Genomic DNA, 19,375 nt, shown 5'->3' with positions numbered 1-19,375 from the left:
TACAACAAACTACATTGAGTTGTAGTCGGATTTAACTGTAGCATATTTTGGGTTCCAGTTAAGATGCGTTTACCCTGCTTACATTGGCATTTTGCTAGTTAGTTTTACATACTAGGTTCGGTAGAACCATTTTTATTTTCTTATTCCGCTTAGTGACAAAATAGGGGTAAGATGTTTGTGCGGGAAAATGGAAGTGTTGTGGTATCAGGTTAGCCATACACATTTGATTCAACAAAAAGGAATCTATTTGACGGGGTGACAACCCCGTCAAACCCCAATGGTGACGAGGGTTAGACCGATTTATGGTAAAAACAGATGGGGTCACTATTGTCAAGAAGCCCCATCTGTAAAAAATGTTACCTCCATATTACCAAATTTGTTTCCAACGCCAACTGAAAAACACCGAATACTTAACTCTAACAATTTTAGTTTTTTTACTGCAAACTCATAAACAAGTGAGTATTGAGGCACTGGCGACATTGATGCCCTATCCAATCCCGTTTGAGAGCCGACGGCGTGGGATTCAAAGATTTCTCAAGTTACCAATTCTCAAGATTGAGAATCTCTGGTTTCCTCTAGTTAAATATATTTTGAGAACTCAATTTCCGAAGAAAAAAGGCTCTTCCGTACTTATTGTGCTAAAATGTTAGTTAAAGGTTCATGATAATTGTGACGAAAGAATAAATAATGAACAAGTTAATAACAAATATTCTCAATTTACCCGGTGTCATAGTAGAAGATTACAAACAGACAGGAGAAACATTAATATTAGTAATAAAATCACAAAGAACGACAGCCAATTGCCCTGTTTGCAGTCAATCCAGCCATCATTTGCCTCAAAATTATCTGGGGGGGTGACAAATATAGCTATAAACCTTGCCTGAGCAAGGTTCTAGCCCTGAGACCTTTTTGATAAAAGTGACGCTTATTACGAGTTAACTTCATTAACTCTTCCACAGATTCAGCATATTTTTCAAGATAATTAACCCACGGTTGGCTATCATGGCGTGAAAATTCTTCAAGATAAGTGCTAAGTTTTTCTTTAAGAGCATCTAAATTCTCATAAATTTCCCAACTCAATTCTTGTTTTATATAGTGCCATACTCTCTCAATCGGATTCAATTCCGGGCTGTATGGTGGTTGGAAAATTAGTAAAATATTATCCGGTATTTTGAGACTGCTACTATAATGAAACCTCCCATTATCTAATTGAACAATATTTAAATGTTCCGGATATTTAGATGCTAACTGCTCTAAGAATATTTGAAAACATACACCATCTAAATGTGAAAATTCCCACCAAAAGCTTTCTCCTGTTTGTGGGGCGATTGCCCCATATAAATAATAGGCTTTAAAATTCCATTGTACTTTACCTATTGGTTTGATTCCCAAAGCTGTAATTTTTTTTCTTTCAATCGTTTTTAAGCCAAGTCTAGTTTCATCTTGACACCAATATTTGAGTCCTTTTTTTGCTGGGTTTGGGGTGGTAGACTCTAACCACAGAGCTGTTTTGAGCAAATTTTTTAGTTTTTTTTTTAACTCGATAGCTGCTGAAACATCTTTTTTTTTACTACAACGCCTGGGTACTTTTAATTTTGCTTTCATTCGATAGTGTAGTTGCTTGTGTAATGTTTGATATTTAACTGATAGTTGATAGTTTTCTTCTACCCAGGTCACAATTTGTTTGTCACTCTTAAATTCACAGGATTCCTCACTTATTTTTTTGGATATTCCGGCGATTACGGCGGTTGGAATTACTCGGGGTCTACCAGTTGATTGTCGTATTTTTAATAGTGATGCCAGACCACCAGCATTATATTGTTTTAACCATCTATGTACAGTAATTCTATGTACTCCTAAACGTTCAGCTACATCTGTAAGGCTTTGACTATATCCCGCTTTTAACCAATAAAGTGCCTGAATTTTTTTCCGGGCGCGTTATCGTTCGCTGTTTCGACAAAATTATTTTTAACTCTCCAACGCTTAAATCAATTCTTTCTTGGTAATTTACTTTCATGCAACAGTCCTCAAATTCTCCGGTCATTGTAGCAGATTTTTAGGGAAATGGTATTAGCAAGCTAGCTGTGTGAAAAGAACGTAAGGTTTGTTTTGAGAGTTAAACAGGGGCGGTATATCAAAGAAGAAGGAGAGGAATTTAAGCGGTTGAGTGAGTGTGGTTTAGTACCAGGGACGAGCTTTTATTTGAGGGCAGTTAAAGTCCCAAAGCAAAAAGGATTTGGGGATTTTGATATCGTCGGTTATTGGCAGCGCAAATATCGAAATCGTGGTGAAGATGAAGGCTGGTATTTGCTCACCAATATAGGCACATTAGAACAAGCTATAACAGCCTTTAAATGTCCCAGTGGTATTGAAGCAATGTTTAAGGACTGTAAAACAGGAGGCTATAATCTTGAAAAAAGTCACGCGGGCGACGAGCGCCTAAACACTTTGATTTTATTAATAGCTTTGGCTTATAGTTGTGCGATTTTACAAGGACACAAGCTCAAGCAAATGGGACTTCAGAAATACATCGGTCGTGTTAACGAGTGCAGGCGATATAAGGCGTAATAAGCTACCATTTTTTCAGAGGGGTCTGAGGGCTATGCCCTTGATTTTATCTATGTTTTGACTCTTGTTGTCACCCCGTCAAGGAATCTATACCACACTTTGGCAACAAGTTAATGGGGGAAATACCGATGCTATGGGAATTCCCAGTATCTAGGGAAGCAGTCAAATCTAAATATAATAAACTGCTACGCAACTTAACAGTCACGCAGGCTTCTTAGGGAAGGGTTGAGGAGCTACCCTCAACCCTTAGCCGCTAAAAATATTAGTGTTATTTTCGATCGTTGAGACAGGGCGAATAATTTTTGACGATCGACAAACAGTTCCGTCCATCAGCCGTTCTCTCGTAACTAATACTGTCTCCGATGTCTTTGATCAATTTTAGACCCCGCCCGCCTGGAGAGTCAATATCGGTTTGTTCCGACATATCTTTGATTTTTTGCTCTAAATCAAAGGGTTCGCCCCAATCCCAAATTCTCATCTCTAAAGATTCAGCGTACACCGCAACCTCAATTTCCACGGGCCAATCCGGCGGTTTGCCCTTGTGGGCGTGACGAACGGCATTCGTAAAGCTCTCAGCCAAAACCAACTGACACCGTATCCACACACTTGTAGGAATTCGCGAGTCATACAATTGTGAAAACCACGATAAAACCCAGCCTAATCCATTCAGACCGGTATTGACTTGAAGATCCGCTTTTTTGAGCATTGGCAACTTTTCGGAATTTTTTAATTCAATCACCAGAACCTCCCGGAAGTCTGGAAGCCCTCTCTCTTTAGAGGAGGGAGGAATTCCGGCGCGAGCGGTTTTAACCACCGTCCATATCTCCTAAAACGCATAGGAGTAACCATCCTTTTGATGAATTGGCGTACAAAATCTGTGGCTAATGCCGGATACCCTGCCGCGTCGCGTGGCAATATCAAAACTGCCTGTTTTACCACACAGCACACGCCAACGTATTCACCTACTTTCTTGCCATTCGTAACAACAGAACTGGCGAGATCGCCGGCTCTGAAACCAAAGTGAATCAGGTTGCGTTCGCGGTGACGACTAGGGAATCCGTATGGGTCAGTACCGCACATTTGACGGGTTCCCCATCCAGTAGCCTTAATGCGTAATGGTTGCTGGGTTACTAGCTTAATGGTTTTTATTTCTCCAACACCAGCGGCATCAATCCAGTGTTGTTGGGGTAGCTTAACCCTTGTCCGGTTATATTTGGTTTGTCCTCCCGTCGCTGTAGTTATGGGTAGGATATTTTTCAAAGTCCGAAACAGCGCCCAACCGGTTGAATTAACTGCCCCAGCGTCTTTTAGCTGTTGTTTAGCTTGCTGAAGAATCTTCTCTAATCTTGGAGGGTTTTTTGTGAGAAACTCTTTAACAGGCTTAGTCCCTTTCTTGATGTTACACCGTTCACAACTAAGAGTTAAGTTGCTGACTCGGTTGCTAGCACCCTTAGACCTTGGATGAATATGTTCAACTTGGAGCGGTAAGCCTTCAGAGTCGCCGTAAGAACATTTACGCCCCCACTTTTCCACCAAATACTCCCGGACTTGGTAACCCGCGAGTTCACCTTGTTGGTACTCTACACCGTTAACCTCTGGGTTTTGGAGTTTTTGAGTATCGAACTTGACCAATTCCATAGCTATCTGAGTAATAGGTGCATAACGGCAAAGCCGTTTTACCCAAGTCTCAATCGTGAGGACACGATGTATTAACGATGGAGGTAGCCATCCAGTAGGACGTTTACGGTTATCAAAACGGGATTGACGATACCGAGTCTTACGATTACGACGACTACGGCGCAATAATCGTCTAGATTCAAGAGTATTTTTGATTTGCCATGCTCTATTTTCCCACCTTGCCGCCCAGATGACGTTTTCTCCATCTAAAATTGCCATGCCCGTGAATTTGCTGCCGGGGTCAAGCTTGATGATTAATGGTTTAGGAGATGGGTTGCCCACCACGTGTTTCAAAATGATGGTAAACGGGTACATTCTGAACACAGCAGCTTTTTGTTTGGTCAGCAATTCCCTTGCTCGTGCTGGGGGTATTGGATTAAGAGCCTGTTTATTTTGATCGATCACCAATACGTAGTTTTGCATTGCTGCTTACTCCTTGCGGGTAAAGTTTGCTTCGACTTTGTTTAGGGTCGGTAACTATCCAAACGACACTGGTTTAACGCATAAGCCTGTTTAATCGTTCGGTTCCAGTGTTCAAGACTAGCAAGCATCCTGAAGTGGGTCTTTAACTCTTGCCCTAAACGGATAGTCTGGTCAGCTAGGGCAAAGACGTTAGTCGCCTGAAGCCCCCTGTCTAGTGACCGGGGTTGCTGACGCCCTTGCCACTGAAGTTTTCGATCGGTCTCGGACAAAATAAAACAAGGAAAAATTGAATTGGAATTTGAAGATACTAGCTTTTGCTGCTAGTTTTTCAATATCAAATCCACTAATTGGTTTTTTAGGATACCATAAATAGCAGTTCCATGTCAACCAGCGCCTGTAGAAAATAAAAGTCTATAAAAATTTATATTCTGAGTATAAACTGAGTGAAGTTCGATCGCGCCCAAATTTACATCAAATTTCAAGGTAAATTGAACTCAACGACCCGCTGTCAAAAGCAATTACCTCGAAAGCGATGTCAATAGACTATACTCAATCTCAGACCAGCGCGCTGACAGGATATATTTTTAACTATCAGCCGGTTCGTCCAAGGCGTGTATTTAGAGGGGAGTTAAACGAGGCGCTGGCGTCTTACTTACCCCGAATCCACGCCTCTGGCTCAAAGGCGTGGCGGTCCTCTTTGTTGGCTCGCGAACCAATTATATTTCGGGAGCATCCTGATTTTCAATGTACTTTCTGGCACGTTGAAACAGTAATGAAGAAAGTGGCGGTGGTTCTACGTCACTCAAAAAAGCCCTGCCCTTGAGGGAAAAAGAAGCCTGCCGTCTAACGGTACGAGTTGACCGTCAGGTTTGTTCACTGACCCCCAGACCTTGAAAGACTTGTAGTACCTGAGTGCCCATGTTTCAAATTCTGGTTATTGACGATGATACGGCTGTTCAAGAACTGCTGAGAAGAACCCTGAAAAAACAGGGTTACGAAGTGACAGTAGCAAGTAATGGCGAAGACGGTGTAGCCCAGGCGCAAAAATTGCGTCCGGCCTTGATAATTTGCGATTGGATCATGCCGCGCTTGACAGGCATAGATGTCTGCCGTCGAGTTAAGGCAGATCCGGAGCTGTCAACTACACAATTCTTTTTGTTGACTTCTTTGGGTTCGATCGCCGATCGAGTCAAAGGGCTCGACGCCGGTGCCGACGATTTTATCTCGAAGCCGATCGAACTCAACGAGTTACAGGCGAGAGTACGCGCCGGATTGCGGCTGCACCAACTCAGCCGAGATTTAAAAATTGCCAAGCAAAGTCTGGAAGCAGAGTTAGCTGAGGCGGCGGAGTACGTGCAATCGCTACTCCCAGATCCGATGACGGAACCTATCACCATCGAGGCAAAATTCATTCCCTCCCGGCAGCTGGGGGGAGATTGCTTCGACTACAACTGGCTAGATGCCGATTATTTGGCGATTTACTTGCTCGACGTAGCCGGTCACGGTTTGCGGGCGGCGCTGCCTTCTGTGGCCGTGCTGAATTTGCTGCGATCGCGCGCGCTCCCCAACATAGACTATTACAAACCCAGCGACGTTTTGCGGGCCCTCAACACCACCTTCCAGATGAGCTACCAAAATGACAAGTATTTCACCATCTGGTATGGCGTTTACAACCGCAGTTCTCGCCAGCTCGTTTATGCCAGCGCCGGCCATCCACCGGCGGTGTTGATTTCCCAGTCCCCTGCGAGCACTGCTAAAATCCAGCGATTAAAAACCCCCGGAATGCCGGTCGGGATGTTCCCCGACGCCCCCTATGTCGATAATTGCTGCGATGTCGAGGATTTGAGCACTCTCTACATCTTTAGCGACGGGGTATACGAGATCCACCAACCTGACGGCAATATCTGGGGGCTTGACCCTTTCATCGACCTGTTAGCAGCTTACAACGGTGCAAGTGCCGACCAGTTAGAGCTAGTTTTGAACTACATTCAAAACTTGAACGCTAAAGCAGTTTTTGATGATGATTGGTCTTTACTCAAGGTAAACTTTGGCTAGCTGACTTCTGGCAGCGCATCTGCGACCAAATAGCAAGAAGGCAGCAGCCAAAAGATTTAGTTACTTGAAGGAATTTTGCTATTAAAAGCCTCGCGGGTCGCAAATATCTCGAAAACTCGATCCATGCTGGTGAGTTCAAATAAGATGCGGATTTGCTCGTTGATAGAACAGACAACTAATTGACTCCCAGCGGCCCGGACTGTTTTGAGCGCCAAGACTAAAGCGCCCAAACCAGAACTATCCATAAATGTCACATCAGTGAAGTCTATCAATACCGTATTGGCTCCCGCTTCCACTAGGTCGCTAATCTCTTGGCGGAATTGACTTGCCTTGGTGCCGTCTAAAATGCCAGAGGGCTGAATAATTTTAACTACAGGACTCATATTTTGCGGTGGGAATGTCAGAATTTCTAGCCAGACTAGGCTAGTATAGCTGCGAGATGGACTCCGATCCAAATAAAAGAGGGGGAAAGTGTCAGAGCCGCTCGAGCGGGAGAAGAGTTTTGAGTGCAAGAGATGGCGATCGTCGCGCCTCGCAACGCCCAGGAGAGCCGCAGCGCAACGCATGGAGTGAATTTTGAGAGAGGGACAATCTTTGTTCTGCCGAATGCCTTCTGCTATTAATCAAACAGGGCTAACTTTGGCGCGGTAGAGGAGTTTGTCGCCTTGTCTGTAGCCTGTGTAGCGGACTTTGACGGGATCTCCGGGCTGGGCTTTTCCTTCCAGAAGCTGGTGTTGTTGAGGGTTGTAGGGAATCTCTGCTCCGACTGGGGCGAGAGACTCCACTCCCCAATGCTCCAATAACTGCTCGACGGGCCGCAGCAAGGGCAGTAGTTTCTGAGCCCGCAAGTTGTGATTTTCCTGAGCTTTGCTCGCAGCAGTCGGCCACTGCAACATCCAAGATTCTAAAATTTGCACGCTAGAGAGCTGGAATTCCTGCATCAAAGATTCTCGCTGCTGTTCGATCGAAGCTTGCAGGCGCTGATATTCTTGTTCTAGGGCTGTCGGTGGTGCCTTTTCTAACTCTACATAATCTGGCGCCAAGGTTGCGAGCAGTTCGGTTAAGGAAATTTGCAAAGCTTGACTGATTTTGACCAGGATGTCGGCTCGGGTTTGCAAAGCTAAGCCGCGACGCAGGCGACTTAGCTGGATCTCGGAAACTCCTGCTTTTTGGCTGAGTTCTCGATCGCCCGAAAGCCCCGCCTGTTGCATCAGGCGTTGCAGTTGAGGAGCATAATCTGGAATATTAGCTGCCACGAAAAATTCATCCAAATTAATAAATGGACATATTCTCGATCCTAAGCTGTCAGGAGCCTTAAGGAAATACATTTTTGGGGCGGGCTGTTGGGCCCGCCCCACAAAAGTTTGGCAATTTATTCCGATGCAAGTTCAATTATTGAAAGTGTGCTATTTTGCGCCTACTTTTTCCGGGGCGGCGGCTTTTGCAGTTATCGCAGAACCTTGCAAATGCGCTTCTAGGAACCACAAACGCTTGTCAATTGCCCGCGAAATTTCGGTGTAGAGATCCGCTGTATCGGCGTCGCCGAATTCCGCTGCTTTGTCGATGGCGACTCGCAGGTGTTGGGCGTAGGGCGCGTAGCGATCGGCCAAAGCCGTCACGTATTCTTTGCCGTCTACAATGTCGAAAGGAAATTCTGGCAAAATCGAATCAGCTGCAGCAGCGCGGGCTGTTCCTACAGCCAAACCGCCCAAAGCTGTGACCCGTTCGGCAACCAAATCGATGTATTCTTCGAGTTCTGTTGCCATGGAGTCAAACAGCAAGTGCAACTGGTAGAAGTCCATGCCTTTAACGTTCCAGTGAGCTTGCTTGACTTGAGTTTTTAAGTCGAGAGTCGTTGCCAGCGTGGCGTTGAGCAGGCCGACTACTTGAGAGCGGGTGGCGGCTGACATATCGATGCGGGTGGGGTAAAGATGTTGTTTGTGGTTGTTGGCTGTCATAGGTTTTTAGCTTGTTAGTAGTGATTGTCGATCGAATATATTAGAAAGCTTTGGGCGATCGAATCTTTGCCTGCGCGGTGAATTTCTGTTGAGAGGCTCAGCGTCGGTGCATCTGCAACACGGCACGGGGAGCTCGGCGTACTTTACAGCGGATAGTTTCTAAACCGAGACGCTGGCAAGCTTCGTAGCGGTGGCAGCCGGAAAATCCGTAATACTGACCATCTACTTCTAGCACATCGATGGGTTCGTTTAAACCTACCTCGCGGATGGATTCCATGAGGGCGGCTACTTTGGTTTGGTCGTTGACTCGCGGCAGGGGGCGGCGAATCTGGTTGAGGGGTATTTCTTCGATCCTCATGGCGTTGGTCTGTTTTGCTTCTTGTTAAATCATACTCGTAATGACTTCGACTTGGCAAGTAAAATGTCAGGAAATTTTGAGATTGGCAGAACGGGGGCGTGCGATCGCCCGTTTGCTGTAGTGTCGGGGGATGGAGGGCGATCGAATGCGGGTGGGAAAATCAGCATTAAAATTGCTGTCCCATCAACATCAACTTGGTAGCTCAATTGATTGTCCGTGTCTTGACGTTTAAATGACCTAATTTGAATGCCCTCAAGTTATAATTTTGTTACGAAAAGCTTAGGCTAGTCGTTGATTTACTGCATCGCAAATAAATTTGCTGCGATATAATGCCATGATAAAAACATCCCAACCAGATATTGTTGTGACAAGCCAAGATGGGGAATATCTGATGATCGTTGAGGTAAAGCTCAAAGACATTAGTATCAACCCTCAAGTTATTGCACAGCTTAAAAACAATATGGCATCTATTGGTTGTTCAGTTGGACTTGTCGTAACTGGAGAGCGCGTAATTCTGCTCCGCGACTCCTTAGAAAAGTATAATGGTGAGTCAATTGATGTAGTTGGTGAAGCGAAACTTCCAGATTCTTTGCTACCACCTGCAGATGAGCAATGGAAAGCAAACCCTGGTATGGAGTTTGAATCGCGAGTTCAGCGATGGCTTGAGAAACTGAAGCTGACTGCTAGTATGGAAAACCTCCCAAATGACCTAAGAAACTTACTGGGCGAACCAATAATGAGCCTTCTCCGAATTGGGGAAGTGAGGGCTGCTGGTCCTAGATGGAGTAAGAGTGCAAAGTGAAACCCAAAGCAGTTTTAGTTGAAACAAATTGGGTAGTGGATGTTATTGCTCCAGCACACTTGCAAAGTCCACAGGCTATTCAGTTGTTCCAACGTGCTCAGGCTGGTGACTTTAAGTTATATGTGCCTGCAATATGCCTTACAGAAGCACGTGAAACCGTACCTCGGCGGTTTTCCCCACGCTCTCGCTCTGATGATTTACGCAAATTTGTGAGATGGGCAACAGATGAAGGTCGAGTGACCGCTGAGGATGCGGATGCAGCACGTCGGGTATTTGCTCTATTTGATGGATTAGTGGCAAATGAACTGACGAAAGTTTCAGAACGATTGAATGACTTAGCGAACCATCCTAGTCTCAACGTCTTTCCGCTTTCAGAGCCAATGCTGGAGCGCCAAATATCTATCGGTGCAATGGATGATCTCTCCCTTAAACCCTATGACTTAGCTGTTTTGGCGGCTGTGATAGTTAAATCTGAAGAATTACAGGCAGAGGGGCATCCCTGGGTTGGTTTCTGTGAGCTAGACTCCGATCTTCAACCGTGGGACAAATGCGGTGCCCGGAAACGTGTTCTTAGCGATCTCTACGATGATGTCCGAATATTCGTGTACGCTAACTTCCTACTAGAAGATGTAAGTGAGCTTCCCGATGGTTGGACTACTTCTATTTAGCAATTACCACCTAACTATTATTAGGATGAAAGTTTTCGCATCATACTCGAAATCATACCACTGCTACTTAATCCTATCAACTCAATCCAGCAATAATATTGACGCTCATAGCCAGAATAGCGGTGTTAAAAAAGAACGAGAGCACGCTGTGAAAAAGCACGAGATACCTCGTGGAACGAGAAGTGATCTGCACGTCTGCAACTTGGCAAGTCATCCCAATACCAAAGGAGAAATATAAAAAATCTTTGTAATCTGGTTCCTCGTCGCCCGGAAAATCCAAACCCCCCGCCTGTAAGTAACTGCCGTGCTGCTTGCTGCGGTTTTTGTAGTAGCTGCGGGCATAGTGCATGGTGAAGATAGTGTGTACCTGCATCCAAGACCCAACAATTGTTAGGACAGAAAGCCCCAAGTGCAGAAATAGCAAATTCGGTGACAGACCTTTGGTATCGCGCAGCAGGAAGAAAATGGCTAACAAGCTAGCACAAGCGGCTGCCACGATCGTGCTTAAGATTGTTAAGCGGCCAGCATCCAACTGCTGAGCGTGCTGGCGCATCATTTCGGGAGTGCCTTGCAGCATCAGCATCCAAGTTAAAATCAGGAAACTGACGGCGCCCGCGTTCCAAATGCACAGCGTCCGAGTCAGGGGGAGATAGTCAGGCGGCAGCAACACAGCAACTGCCATAGCAAAGAGAAAAGACACAAACACGCGGTGCCGGACGCTCCAGACCCAGTGCATTTTAGATTGGGAAACATTTTTCACAGTAATAATCTAGTGTAATTTACGCACAGTAAGGTTGAGATGCTGTAATTAAATTCCTGTACAAACCTATTCATTGCTACTCTTTTTGGGGAGTTTTTTTCGTGCCATACGTTCTATGACATCGCTGAGACTGTTGGCACCAAGCTCTAACTGCTTGTCCTCTAACCATTTAATAGCCGTCTCTGTCAAAGTCATAGTAAATCTACGCTTCGACTCGTTATAGATTTTTTTGCCTGCCATCTTGACAACTCCTGTCTTACTCATATATGATACGACTATGACAGAGTTGAGCGTTCGAGTCAAATGCAGCTAGTTGAAAAACACACGATCGATAGACAGCATAAATTTTGCCGAGAATGCGACTATCTAGCATTGCAATCCAAACATCTCTATAACTCTGCTAATTACGTCCAGCGTCAATATTTCTTTGAAACCAAGAAGTATTACAATTCGATCGATATCTACCACCAAACTAAGAACTTAGAAGCTTATCGATACCTACCGACTAAGGTTAGCAAACAGATTGTGCGTAGAGTTTCTGAAGCTTGGAAAAGTTGGCTAGCTGCATTAAAAGATTGGTCAAAACATCCTGAGAAGTACCTAGGGAAACCTAGAATACCGGGATACAAGCATAAAGAGCGCGGCAGGAATATTGTCGTTTACCCAATCGATGCAATATCAAAACCAGCCTTGCTCAAAGGTGTTGTTAAATTGTCTCAAAGTAATATTGAGTTTCCGACTCGCGCTAAAAATGTAGACCAAGTAAGGATTGTACCTAAGCTTGACCATTATGTTATTGAAGTTGTTTACACAGTTGAAGATCCTGCTAAATCAAACGGCAGTTATGTTGCAGGTGTAGACCTTGGTTTAAACAATTTGATGGCTATAACATCCAATCATCCCGGTATTAGACCGCTTTTGATTAATGGTAGACCGTTGAAAAGTATCAACCAATTATTCAATAAACGAGTAGCTAAAGCGCAATCAATCGCAGCTGGGAGGCAAGTCAAGCAACTCAACAGCAAGCGCGGTAAACGGATTGATAATTATCTCCATAATGTGAGCCGTAGAGTTATTGATTGGTGTCAGTTAAACGGTATTGGTCAATTAGTTATCGGCAACAATCGAGGCTGGAAGCAAGATATCAATATTGGTAAAAAGCACAATCAGGAGTTCACTCAAATACCACACTCCCAACTGATTAAGCTGTTAGCTTACAAAGCACAATTAGCAGGTATTGAAGTAACTATTACCGAAGAAAGTTACACTTCTAAAGCTAGTGCTTTAGACGGTGACGAGTTGCCTGTTCGCAAAACTAAGTCAGATGTTAAACCCGTGTTTAGTGGCAAGCGAGTTAAGCGCGGCTTATACAAAACGAACAGTGGTAGGACAATCAATGCCGACACCAATGGAAGTATGAATATAGCGCGAAAAGTAATCCCAAACTTTATGGATGGGATAGTGGGATTGCCGTTTATCCCAATAGTTTTAGGACTTTGGACTAAGATTACAAACGTAGATGTCTAGGTTTGTCTACTTTTGAGTAGAGATGACTAGGTTTCTATGAGCGGTTAGAAAATCTCAACTACTGCCATCTTCGCAGGAACTCCCAAAAAATAGGTATGAATTGGCAACACGCAGCACAGGCAGGATTTTTCATGCCTTTCGATAGATCGATCGACCTCAACGTTCTAGGTAGAGTGGGACAAAAGATAAATTGTGGCTTGAAATTATGGCATCCTCCCAACCGCTCAAAGGCATTGAATTGATCGACTGCGCCAAAGCTAACGCCCAACAAGGAATCGCCACAGCCGCGAAGCTTTGCGGCTACGGAGGCGACCTCAACACCTTCGAGCGGGAACTGAAACAGGCTTGCCAAGACATCGGCGTCGAAGTCAAGGAATTAAGCGACTTGATTACGGATCAGCAGATGATGAAACAAGGAATGGGCATTGAAATTGCTCCAGATACTCCCTCAGAACTCTAGACTCAATCTCCACCGCACCAGTTTTAGAGCTAAGATTGCCCCAACACCTGTATTTTGAGTCTGCTAGCTGAGGCAGGCTAGAATGTTTTGGATGGGAGCTTCCGACTGTAGCCAGGAGTCGCGTTTTCTCCCGCCAAGAGGGTGCTTTCTGGAGGGTGCTGAGATTGTTAGGAGGACTGTCGTGTCAGATCAGCAAGACCGAATAATGCGTTTGTTTATAGAGGAGGCTAAGGAGCACCTCGATACTCTAGAAAATGGTTTAGTGGATTTAAAGTCCACGATGAAAGACCCCGAAAGCGTCCAAGAGATGTTTCGAGCCGCCCATTCCGTGAAAGGAGGGGCGGCTATGCTCGGCTTAGATAGTATTAAAACAACCGCTCACCGCCTGGAAGATTGTTTTAAGGTGCTCAAGGACGGGCCCGTCAAGCAGGTTGACCAAACGGCAGAATCGCTATTTTTAAGGGGAGTTGATACGCTTAAGGACTTGCTGGGGCGACTGGAGGGGCCTTTCGGCTTGAGGAATGAAGAGGGAGAAAAACTCGTGCAGGAGGTGATGCCTCTTTTTGCTCAACTGGAAACTCACCTCGATAAATTGGCATCGGGCAAAGAGCAGGCGGTTGCTGCTGGGTCTGGTGCGCCCGCCACTCCAACAGCGGACGCTGTACCGGCGAATTTTGCTGTTGAAGTGATGACTTTACTTAAAGAAATGTTGCAGGTGTTCAAGCAGAAAGAATCGGCTGCTAGTCGCTCTGAGTTGACGGCTGTGTGCGTTCGCCTCTATAAGTTGGGAGGTAAAATTGAGACTTGGCAAAATTTAGTTAAAACAGCTAGAGCGGCGATCGTTAATCCCAAAAATTCTTATAAAGTCTTAGCTCCGCTGATTATCAAAGAACTCAAGGAAGCTGGGGATTTGGTGCAAGGGGGGAAAGCCAAGGCGATCGTTCCGAGTAAAAATTTGCTACTTTTGGCAGCAAGCCCAAAACCAGCAGAGGCAAGCGCCCCAGCAGCCCCAGCAGCAGCGTCGAAGCAAGTAGCACTTCCCGCCGAACCGAAGGCGGTAGTCAACCTTTTGCTCAAAACTTTCAACAAAAAGCAACTCTCGGAAATCGCCAAGTTACTGGTTCACGCCATTAAATCCTCGAACTAGGAGTTTTGGCAGTAGAAGATAGATTGACACTCCTGGGCCTAAAGGCGTGAGGATTCTTCGTTCATTGACTCAACTTGCCCAGACAAGATTTCTCCAGCCTGAGTAGAGGTCGAATCTCCCGAAGCGTTCGGATTTAAGATCCAGGTTCCTACATGACCTGTAGTACCCAAGGCTAGATTCAGGATATTTCTAGCCGCATTCCAATCTCTATCTAATTCAAGTCCGCATTCGCAAATGTGGGTTCTAGTAGATAGAGATTTTTTTACGACCGTGCCACAGTTAGAGCAGTTTTGAGTAGTGTACGCAGGGTTAACAGCTACCGTTATTTTCCCAAGTTTAATTCCAAAATGCTCTAACCATTTCCTGAATTGATACCAACCTACATCATTAATCGACTTGGCAAGACAATGGTTTTTAACCAGGTTTCTAATCCTCAAGTCGACCTAGGCGACCAAATCGTTAGATTGGATTACGCAACGTGCTATTTTCTTAGCGTGTTCTTGACGCTGCCTACTTATTTTGAGGTGTGCTCGCCCTAATCGATTAATGGCTTTCTTTCGATTGGTAGAACCTTTCTTTTTGCGATAAACCCGGCGCTGTCGAGACTTCAACCGCTTCTCACTTTTTCTGTAAAATCTAGGGTTCGGTTCGCTATGACCGTTGCTATCGGTATAGAATTCTTTGAGTCCAACATCTAAACCGATTGTTCTACCTGTGGAATTTGTATCGACCTGGAAATCGAGCCTTATTACAAATTGGACGTAGTAACCGTCAGCACGGCGAACTAATCTCACCCTCTTGATTTGGTCTATTTGGTAGAAGTTTAAATCCCAAGTCCCTTTCAGTTTCAACTTGCCAATACCCTTTTTGTCGGTAAAGGTAATTTGCTTGCGCGTCTCAGAAAGCGCCCACCCCGAAGTTTTGTACTCAACTGAACGAAAGTTTTTCTTAAACTTTGGATAGCCTTTTTGACCGGGAACCTGGCGCTTGCAATTGTCGTAAAACCGAGCAATTGAATTATAAGCCCGCTCAACCGAGGCTTGACAAGCATGGGAATTCAAAGTTTTGACAAACGGAAATTCAGCCCTCAGCGCTGTATTGTAGCGATAAAGCTCTTTCTGCCCAATGCCTCTGTTGTCCATCCAGTAACGGATGCACTTGTTGCGGACAAACTGAGCCGTTCTAATCGCCTCATCTATTGCAGCGTATTGAGTTGTTTTTCCTTTGACTTTAAATTCCAGAACGATCATTTGACGTGGAAAAACTCTACGGCAAGAGTCTAGCACAAAAAAGTCGCCCGCTTATGGGCGAGGCTTGAAACCCATTTTTTGGTCAAAGCAATATTTCTGAGGGGGATAATTTTCGGGAGGGTGCTGGCAGCATGAGTTGAGCAGCAACTCGAAAAAAATCACTCCTTCGAGATTTTTGCCCTCTACCTTCTACAGTTGGGCAACCCTGCGTTAGAATTAGTGGATATGTGGGCGTGCAATATTGTACCAGAATTAAAAATCGATCAGGCTTTATAAGGCGGTAGCTGTGAAACCAATTCGTTCATTAGAAGATGCTTTAAACCGCTGTCAGGCGATGGGAATGCGCTTGAGCCGCCAGCGTCGATTTATTCTAGAACTTTTGTGGGAGGCAAAAGAACACCTCTCGGCTCGCGAAATTTACGATCGCCTGAACAAACAAGCGCATTCGATCGGTCATACTTCTGTTTATCAAAATCTAGAAGCTTTGTCGAGAGAAGGGATTATTGAGTGCATAGAACGCTCGGAGGGACGCTTGTACGGCAATGTCAGCGACTCTCACTCTCACGTCAACTGTCTTGATACGGCTCAGATTCTGGACGTTCATGTGGAACTGCCGATCGAATTGATCGAACAAATCCAACAGCAAACAGGTGTCAGAATTGTAGACTACCGGATAGATTTCTACGGATATCGAACGGCAGAGTCCGCAACCGAAGGATCGAGTGTCAGCGATACGCCAAAAGCTTCGTAACCGATAAAGCAGCGACTATTGGAAGCAAAACCGATATTTTTGCTCGGCCTGTCAATCGTATAAAATGATTCAAGTATTTAGCTGCGCTCGATCGGGCTTTTTGCTGTAGCGCACCGGAATTCGGCACAGAGCGTGAAGAGTGAAACTCGATCGCCAAGTTTGGCGATCGGGAATAAAATTTACGACTCAACCCAAAAAATCAGTTCTACCCGCTACACGTAAGAGTTTAGAAGGAATCCGGCTTTAGTACCCCCTGGATTTTTTAGTCCGCTGGGAGTGGACGAAAGTTTGTTTTGTGTAGTTGCGCTTTCAAGCGCTGAGTCTTAATAAAGGGGATTTCTGACCCAAATTTAGTATTAGACCTCACTTAAGCCGCTCCAAATTTATCTGCGGAGTCAAATCTAAAATCTAAAATCTAAAATCTAAAATTGAGCGACTGACGGGGGCTTTATACTGTTTTTTTTGCTAAACGGCCCCGGGATCTGTGAATAACTGTTTGATAACTGGTATGATTTACGTGCTTCTTGAGCCGAAAATGCTCGGAAGCCAACAGTGGGGTCAGACACGAACCTCACTATAAAACGCCCTAGAGGGAAAGATTGCCAGTACCTTGAAGGAAGTTCTCGATCTCCTTAACAGGAGTCAGAAGCCGACATCACAATCTATGATTTGATGTGGGAGTGTCACGTGAAGAGTGCGCATTACAGGACAGGCTGAAGTAATGGCGAGACGACAATCTGACCAATTCCACACACCACCGCAATACAACCCATCCCCCAAACCGACCGCACAGTTCAGTGCAGAGGCGACAGGCGATGCGAGTTCCTCAGTAACGGCCGGGCCGACCGAGGGAAAAAGAACTTTTTGGCAGTGGCAACTTATCTGGCTGAGTCTCCTGGTGGGATTTGGAGTAACGGGGGCCGCTGCATTTCTGTGGTTGCTGACGATGCCGCCGCCGCCCAATTGCCAGCAACTGTCGCCGTTGGCGGCTGATGGAGAGCGACTTTACTGCGCTCAACAAGCAGCTAAGTCGGGCAAGCTAGAACAGCTAGAATCGGCAATGACACTGGTGCAGGCTTGGCCGAAAGAACATCCGCTATACTCGCAGGGTCAACATTTGATAGGAGAATGGTCGAAAGCCATTCTGGGATTTGCCAGGGCAAAAATTGAAGTGGGCGATTTGAAAGGCGCTCTGGACATTGTGGCGAAAATTCCGAAAACCAGTCCTTCTTACCCAGAGGTACAGGAGGCTGTTACTGCTTGGGAAAAAAATTGGCAGGAGGGCCAAAAACTCTACGATACAGCCCTAGCAGCTTTGAAAAGTGAGGATTTAAGGAAGGCCTGGGATTATGCTCAAGCTCTGTTCAAGCTGGAAAATGTTTTCTGGAGTCAGAAGCGCTACAACGAGCTGATCCAGCAGATTTCTTTGGAAAGAAACGGCTGGCAGCGCTTGCAAGAGGCTAGAGATTTGGCGCAGGACGGAACTCCGCAAAAGTTTGCAGAGGCGATCGTCCTGGCTCGCAAAATTGACTCGCAGCTTTTTGCCCGCGCTAAAGCTGAGAAGGAAATTGAGGGCTGGAGCCGGACTTTGCTGGCAATGGCTACTAAGCGGTTGGGGGCGAAAGACCTGCCGGGGGCGATCGAGGCTGCTTCTGTGGTGCCGCAGGATTCGCCGCTGTTTGCGGAAGCTCAAGATTTGATGCAGTTGGGTAGGGCTCAGGCAGTGACGTGGAACCAGTCGATATCAACACCGCTGGCGCAACACATTTTTAGCTTGCTGGAAGGGCGGGGGGCTGCTAGCCAAATTGCTCCGGGTCGCCCTCTGTACAAGCAAGCTCAAGTTCAAATTGAAAATTTGCAGGTGCAGTTTCAAGATTTGCTCCGGCTGCAAGTGGCGAGTACGATCGCGAGTTTCGGTCAGATAGGGACGTTTGGACTCGCGATCGAGCAAGCGCAAACCATCGGGCTCAAGCAGCCGCGGCGGGTTCACGCTCAAACTTTGGTGGCAGCTTGGCGCCGGGAAATTGAGCGGATAGAAGACCAATCTTTTCTGACTCTGGCGAAGCAGTTGGCAGAACCGCAAACGGTTGAAGGACTCAAGGGCGCCATCGCTCAGGTAGTTCTGATTGCTCAAAAGCGCCCCCGCAGGATAGAAGCGCAAACTCTCTTGGCTCAGTGGACAAAACGCATAGAAGTTATTGAAGATCAGCCTTTTTTGGATGAAGCCATCGCCTTGGCCAAGCAAGGAAAACTTAGCGCTGCTATTGAAAAAGCTTCGCAAATTAAGAGCGGTAGGACTTTGTACGCCAAAGCTCAGGATAATCTCTATCAGTGGGTGAGCGAACTGCAAGTTGCTCAAGACCGACCGATTCTGGATCGAGCTTCGGAATTGGCGTCTCAAGGCAGTCTAGGAGCGGCGATCGATACGGCTTCCCAAATCGGTTACGGTAGGGCGCTGTATTCAGAGGCGGCAGGTGCGATCGGGCGCTGGAGTGCCGAACTTAGAGCCAACTCTGCACCGCCGCCGGAGCCTGCTCGCGAGTACGCGCCAGCTCCCGCAGAGGAGTACGCGCCAGCTCCGCCACAGGAGGAGTACGCACCGACTCCGCCACAGGAGGAGTACGCGCCTCCTCCGCCGCAGGAGGAGTACGCTCCTGCTCCCGAGCCTTACTATCCGCCTGCGAGACAAGAGGCCCCGGCTCCCGAGCCGGAACCTTACTATCCGCCCGCAAGGGAGCCGGAACCTTATAATCCGCCCGCAAGGGAGCCGGAACCTTACTATCCGCCCGCAAGGGAGCCGGAACCTTACTATCCGCCCGCGAGACAAGAGGCCCCGGCTCCGGAACCTCCTCCTCCGGCTGCGGCTCCGGAACCCGCGCCGCCCTCGATTCCTGAATCGGCTGGGCCTCCTGATGGTAATTTGATACCCGAGTAATTGGGTTTTGGCGCGATCGGTCTCTAAAATCTCAAA

General features: G+C 46.3%; 18 protein-coding genes and 2 pseudogenes. 10 read left to right on the top strand and 10 right to left on the bottom strand.

Going from position 1 to position 19,375, the window contains the following annotated elements; translation table 11 throughout:
- Window positions 1-867: 867 nt before the first annotated feature.
- Window positions 868-1,923, bottom strand: coding sequence for an IS630 family transposase (locus QUB61_RS22745; RefSeq protein ID WP_333132331.1), 1,056 nt, complete (start codon window positions 1,921-1,923; stop codon window positions 868-870).
- Between the two features lie 186 nt (window positions 1,924-2,109).
- Here QUB61_RS22745 and QUB61_RS22740 point away from each other — a divergent pair, with 186 nt between their 5' ends.
- Complete coding sequence (locus QUB61_RS22740) at window positions 2,110-2,568, top strand: hypothetical protein (protein WP_333132303.1); 459 nt, start codon at window positions 2,110-2,112, stop codon at window positions 2,566-2,568.
- Window positions 2,569-2,836: 268 nt separating this feature from the next.
- On the opposite strand, the gene QUB61_RS22735 is transcribed toward QUB61_RS22740, so the two are convergent.
- Entirely contained in the window at window positions 2,837-3,307 is a 471-nt protein-coding gene (locus QUB61_RS22735; RefSeq protein WP_333132332.1) for an anti-sigma regulatory factor, read from the bottom strand.
- Between the two features lie 87 nt (window positions 3,308-3,394).
- Window positions 3,395-4,668: pseudogene (gene iscB, locus QUB61_RS22730) on the bottom strand (RNA-guided endonuclease IscB).
- Window positions 4,669-5,586: 918 nt separating this feature from the next.
- Here iscB and QUB61_RS22725 point away from each other — a divergent pair.
- Complete coding sequence (locus QUB61_RS22725) at window positions 5,587-6,723, top strand: SpoIIE family protein phosphatase (protein ID WP_333132304.1); 1,137 nt, start codon at window positions 5,587-5,589, stop codon at window positions 6,721-6,723.
- A 56-nt stretch (window positions 6,724-6,779) separates the two neighbouring features.
- Here the strand turns inward: QUB61_RS22725 and QUB61_RS22720 are convergent, their stop codons facing one another.
- The 4 genes from QUB61_RS22720 to QUB61_RS22705 all read right to left on the bottom strand — a co-directional run bounded on the left by QUB61_RS22720 (window position 6,780) and on the right by QUB61_RS22705 (window position 9,039).
- Complete coding sequence (locus tag QUB61_RS22720) at window positions 6,780-7,106, bottom strand: STAS domain-containing protein (RefSeq protein WP_333132305.1); 327 nt, start codon at window positions 7,104-7,106, stop codon at window positions 6,780-6,782.
- A gap of 240 nt (window positions 7,107-7,346) precedes the next feature.
- Complete coding sequence (locus QUB61_RS22715) at window positions 7,347-8,051, bottom strand: helix-turn-helix transcriptional regulator (RefSeq protein ID WP_333132306.1); 705 nt, start codon at window positions 8,049-8,051, stop codon at window positions 7,347-7,349.
- 78 nt (window positions 8,052-8,129) lie between these two features.
- A complete protein-coding gene (gene dps / locus QUB61_RS22710; protein ID WP_333132307.1) occupies window positions 8,130-8,681 on the bottom strand; it encodes a DNA starvation/stationary phase protection protein Dps in 552 nt (183 codons plus the stop codon).
- A 97-nt stretch (window positions 8,682-8,778) separates the two neighbouring features.
- On the bottom strand, window positions 8,779-9,039 hold the full coding sequence (locus QUB61_RS22705; RefSeq protein WP_333132308.1) for a sulfiredoxin: 261 nt from the start codon (window positions 9,037-9,039) through the stop codon (window positions 8,779-8,781).
- 63 nt (window positions 9,040-9,102) lie between these two features.
- Here QUB61_RS22705 and QUB61_RS22700 point away from each other — a divergent pair, with 63 nt between their 5' ends.
- The 3 genes from QUB61_RS22700 to QUB61_RS22690 all read left to right on the top strand — a co-directional run bounded on the left by QUB61_RS22700 (window position 9,103) and on the right by QUB61_RS22690 (window position 10,509).
- Window positions 9,103-9,240, top strand: a complete 138-nt coding sequence (locus QUB61_RS22700; RefSeq protein WP_333132309.1) for a hypothetical protein — start codon at window positions 9,103-9,105, stop codon at window positions 9,238-9,240.
- A 133-nt stretch (window positions 9,241-9,373) separates the two neighbouring features.
- A complete protein-coding gene (locus tag QUB61_RS22695) occupies window positions 9,374-9,841 on the top strand; it encodes a type I restriction enzyme HsdR N-terminal domain-containing protein (RefSeq protein ID WP_333132310.1) in 468 nt (155 codons plus the stop codon).
- Entirely contained in the window at window positions 9,838-10,509 is a 672-nt protein-coding gene (locus tag QUB61_RS22690) for a hypothetical protein (RefSeq protein ID WP_333132311.1), read from the top strand. The genes QUB61_RS22695 and QUB61_RS22690 overlap by 4 nt, the downstream gene beginning before the upstream one ends.
- Before the next feature lie 76 nt (window positions 10,510-10,585).
- Here the strand turns inward: QUB61_RS22690 and QUB61_RS22685 are convergent, their stop codons facing one another.
- Both QUB61_RS22685 and QUB61_RS22680 read right to left on the bottom strand, forming a co-directional pair.
- Complete coding sequence (locus QUB61_RS22685) at window positions 10,586-11,269, bottom strand: DUF1345 domain-containing protein (protein ID WP_333132312.1); 684 nt, start codon at window positions 11,267-11,269, stop codon at window positions 10,586-10,588.
- Between the two features lie 66 nt (window positions 11,270-11,335).
- The gene (locus QUB61_RS22680; protein ID WP_333132313.1) at window positions 11,336-11,533 is read right to left on the bottom strand and encodes a hypothetical protein; all 198 of its coding nucleotides are present in this window, start codon (window positions 11,531-11,533) and stop codon (window positions 11,336-11,338) included.
- Between the two features lie 39 nt (window positions 11,534-11,572).
- Between QUB61_RS22680 and QUB61_RS22675 the strand changes: the two genes are divergently transcribed.
- From QUB61_RS22675 to QUB61_RS22665, 3 genes are all read left to right on the top strand, one after another.
- Window positions 11,573-12,796 carry a transposase gene (locus QUB61_RS22675; RefSeq protein WP_333132314.1) on the top strand — a complete coding sequence of 408 codons (1,224 nt, stop codon included), beginning with the start codon at window positions 11,573-11,575 and terminating at the stop codon, window positions 12,794-12,796.
- Window positions 12,797-13,001: 205 nt separating this feature from the next.
- Window positions 13,002-13,256, top strand: coding sequence for a hypothetical protein (locus QUB61_RS22670; RefSeq protein ID WP_333132315.1), 255 nt, complete (start codon window positions 13,002-13,004; stop codon window positions 13,254-13,256).
- 82 nt (window positions 13,257-13,338) lie between these two features.
- On the top strand, window positions 13,339-14,403 hold the full coding sequence (locus tag QUB61_RS22665) for an Hpt domain-containing protein (RefSeq protein ID WP_445300222.1): 1,065 nt from the start codon (window positions 13,339-13,341) through the stop codon (window positions 14,401-14,403).
- Window positions 14,404-14,441: 38 nt separating this feature from the next.
- On the opposite strand, the pseudogene QUB61_RS22660 reads toward QUB61_RS22665, so the two are convergent.
- Window positions 14,442-15,653: pseudogene (locus tag QUB61_RS22660) on the bottom strand (RNA-guided endonuclease InsQ/TnpB family protein).
- 286 nt (window positions 15,654-15,939) lie between these two features.
- On the opposite strand from QUB61_RS22660, the gene QUB61_RS22655 reads away from it, so the two are divergent.
- Both QUB61_RS22655 and QUB61_RS22650 read left to right on the top strand, forming a co-directional pair.
- Window positions 15,940-16,404: a Fur family transcriptional regulator gene (locus tag QUB61_RS22655; protein WP_333132317.1), complete on the top strand. Its 465-nt coding sequence runs from the start codon at window positions 15,940-15,942 to the stop codon at window positions 16,402-16,404.
- 721 nt (window positions 16,405-17,125) lie between these two features.
- Window positions 17,126-19,339, top strand: a complete 2,214-nt coding sequence (locus tag QUB61_RS22650; protein ID WP_333132318.1) for a hypothetical protein — start codon at window positions 17,126-17,128, stop codon at window positions 19,337-19,339.
- Window positions 19,340-19,375 lie beyond the last annotated feature (36 nt).

Origin of the sequence: Microcoleus sp. C2D2, assembly GCF_036702495.1 — a bacterium.
Classification (GTDB): Bacteria; Cyanobacteriota; Cyanobacteriia; order Cyanobacteriales; family Microcoleaceae; genus Microcoleus.
This window is presented reverse-complemented; position numbering and strand designations above follow the sequence as displayed.

Excerpts from the sequence above, each read along its gene's own strand:
- QUB61_RS22725 (WP_333132304.1), top strand. The coding sequence starts at position 5,587 with ATGTTTCAAATTCTGGTTATTGACGATGATACGGCTGTTCAAGAACTG.
- QUB61_RS22720 (WP_333132305.1), bottom strand. The coding sequence starts at position 7,106 with ATGAGTCCTGTAGTTAAAATTATTCAGCCCTCTGGCATTTTAGACGGC.
- QUB61_RS22715 (WP_333132306.1), bottom strand. The coding sequence starts at position 8,051 with ATGTATTTCCTTAAGGCTCCTGACAGCTTAGGATCGAGAATATGTCCA.
- dps (WP_333132307.1), bottom strand. The coding sequence starts at position 8,681 with ATGACAGCCAACAACCACAAACAACATCTTTACCCCACCCGCATCGAT.
- QUB61_RS22705 (WP_333132308.1), bottom strand. The coding sequence starts at position 9,039 with ATGAGGATCGAAGAAATACCCCTCAACCAGATTCGCCGCCCCCTGCCG.
- QUB61_RS22700 (WP_333132309.1), top strand. The coding sequence starts at position 9,103 with ATGTCAGGAAATTTTGAGATTGGCAGAACGGGGGCGTGCGATCGCCCG.
- QUB61_RS22695 (WP_333132310.1), top strand. The coding sequence starts at position 9,374 with ATGATAAAAACATCCCAACCAGATATTGTTGTGACAAGCCAAGATGGG.
- QUB61_RS22680 (WP_333132313.1), bottom strand. The coding sequence starts at position 11,533 with ATGAGTAAGACAGGAGTTGTCAAGATGGCAGGCAAAAAAATCTATAAC.
- QUB61_RS22675 (WP_333132314.1), top strand. The coding sequence starts at position 11,573 with ATGCAGCTAGTTGAAAAACACACGATCGATAGACAGCATAAATTTTGC.
- QUB61_RS22670 (WP_333132315.1), top strand. The coding sequence starts at position 13,002 with ATGGCATCCTCCCAACCGCTCAAAGGCATTGAATTGATCGACTGCGCC.
- QUB61_RS22665 (WP_445300222.1), top strand. The coding sequence starts at position 13,339 with ATGTTTTGGATGGGAGCTTCCGACTGTAGCCAGGAGTCGCGTTTTCTC.
- QUB61_RS22650 (WP_333132318.1), top strand. The coding sequence starts at position 17,126 with ATGGCGAGACGACAATCTGACCAATTCCACACACCACCGCAATACAAC.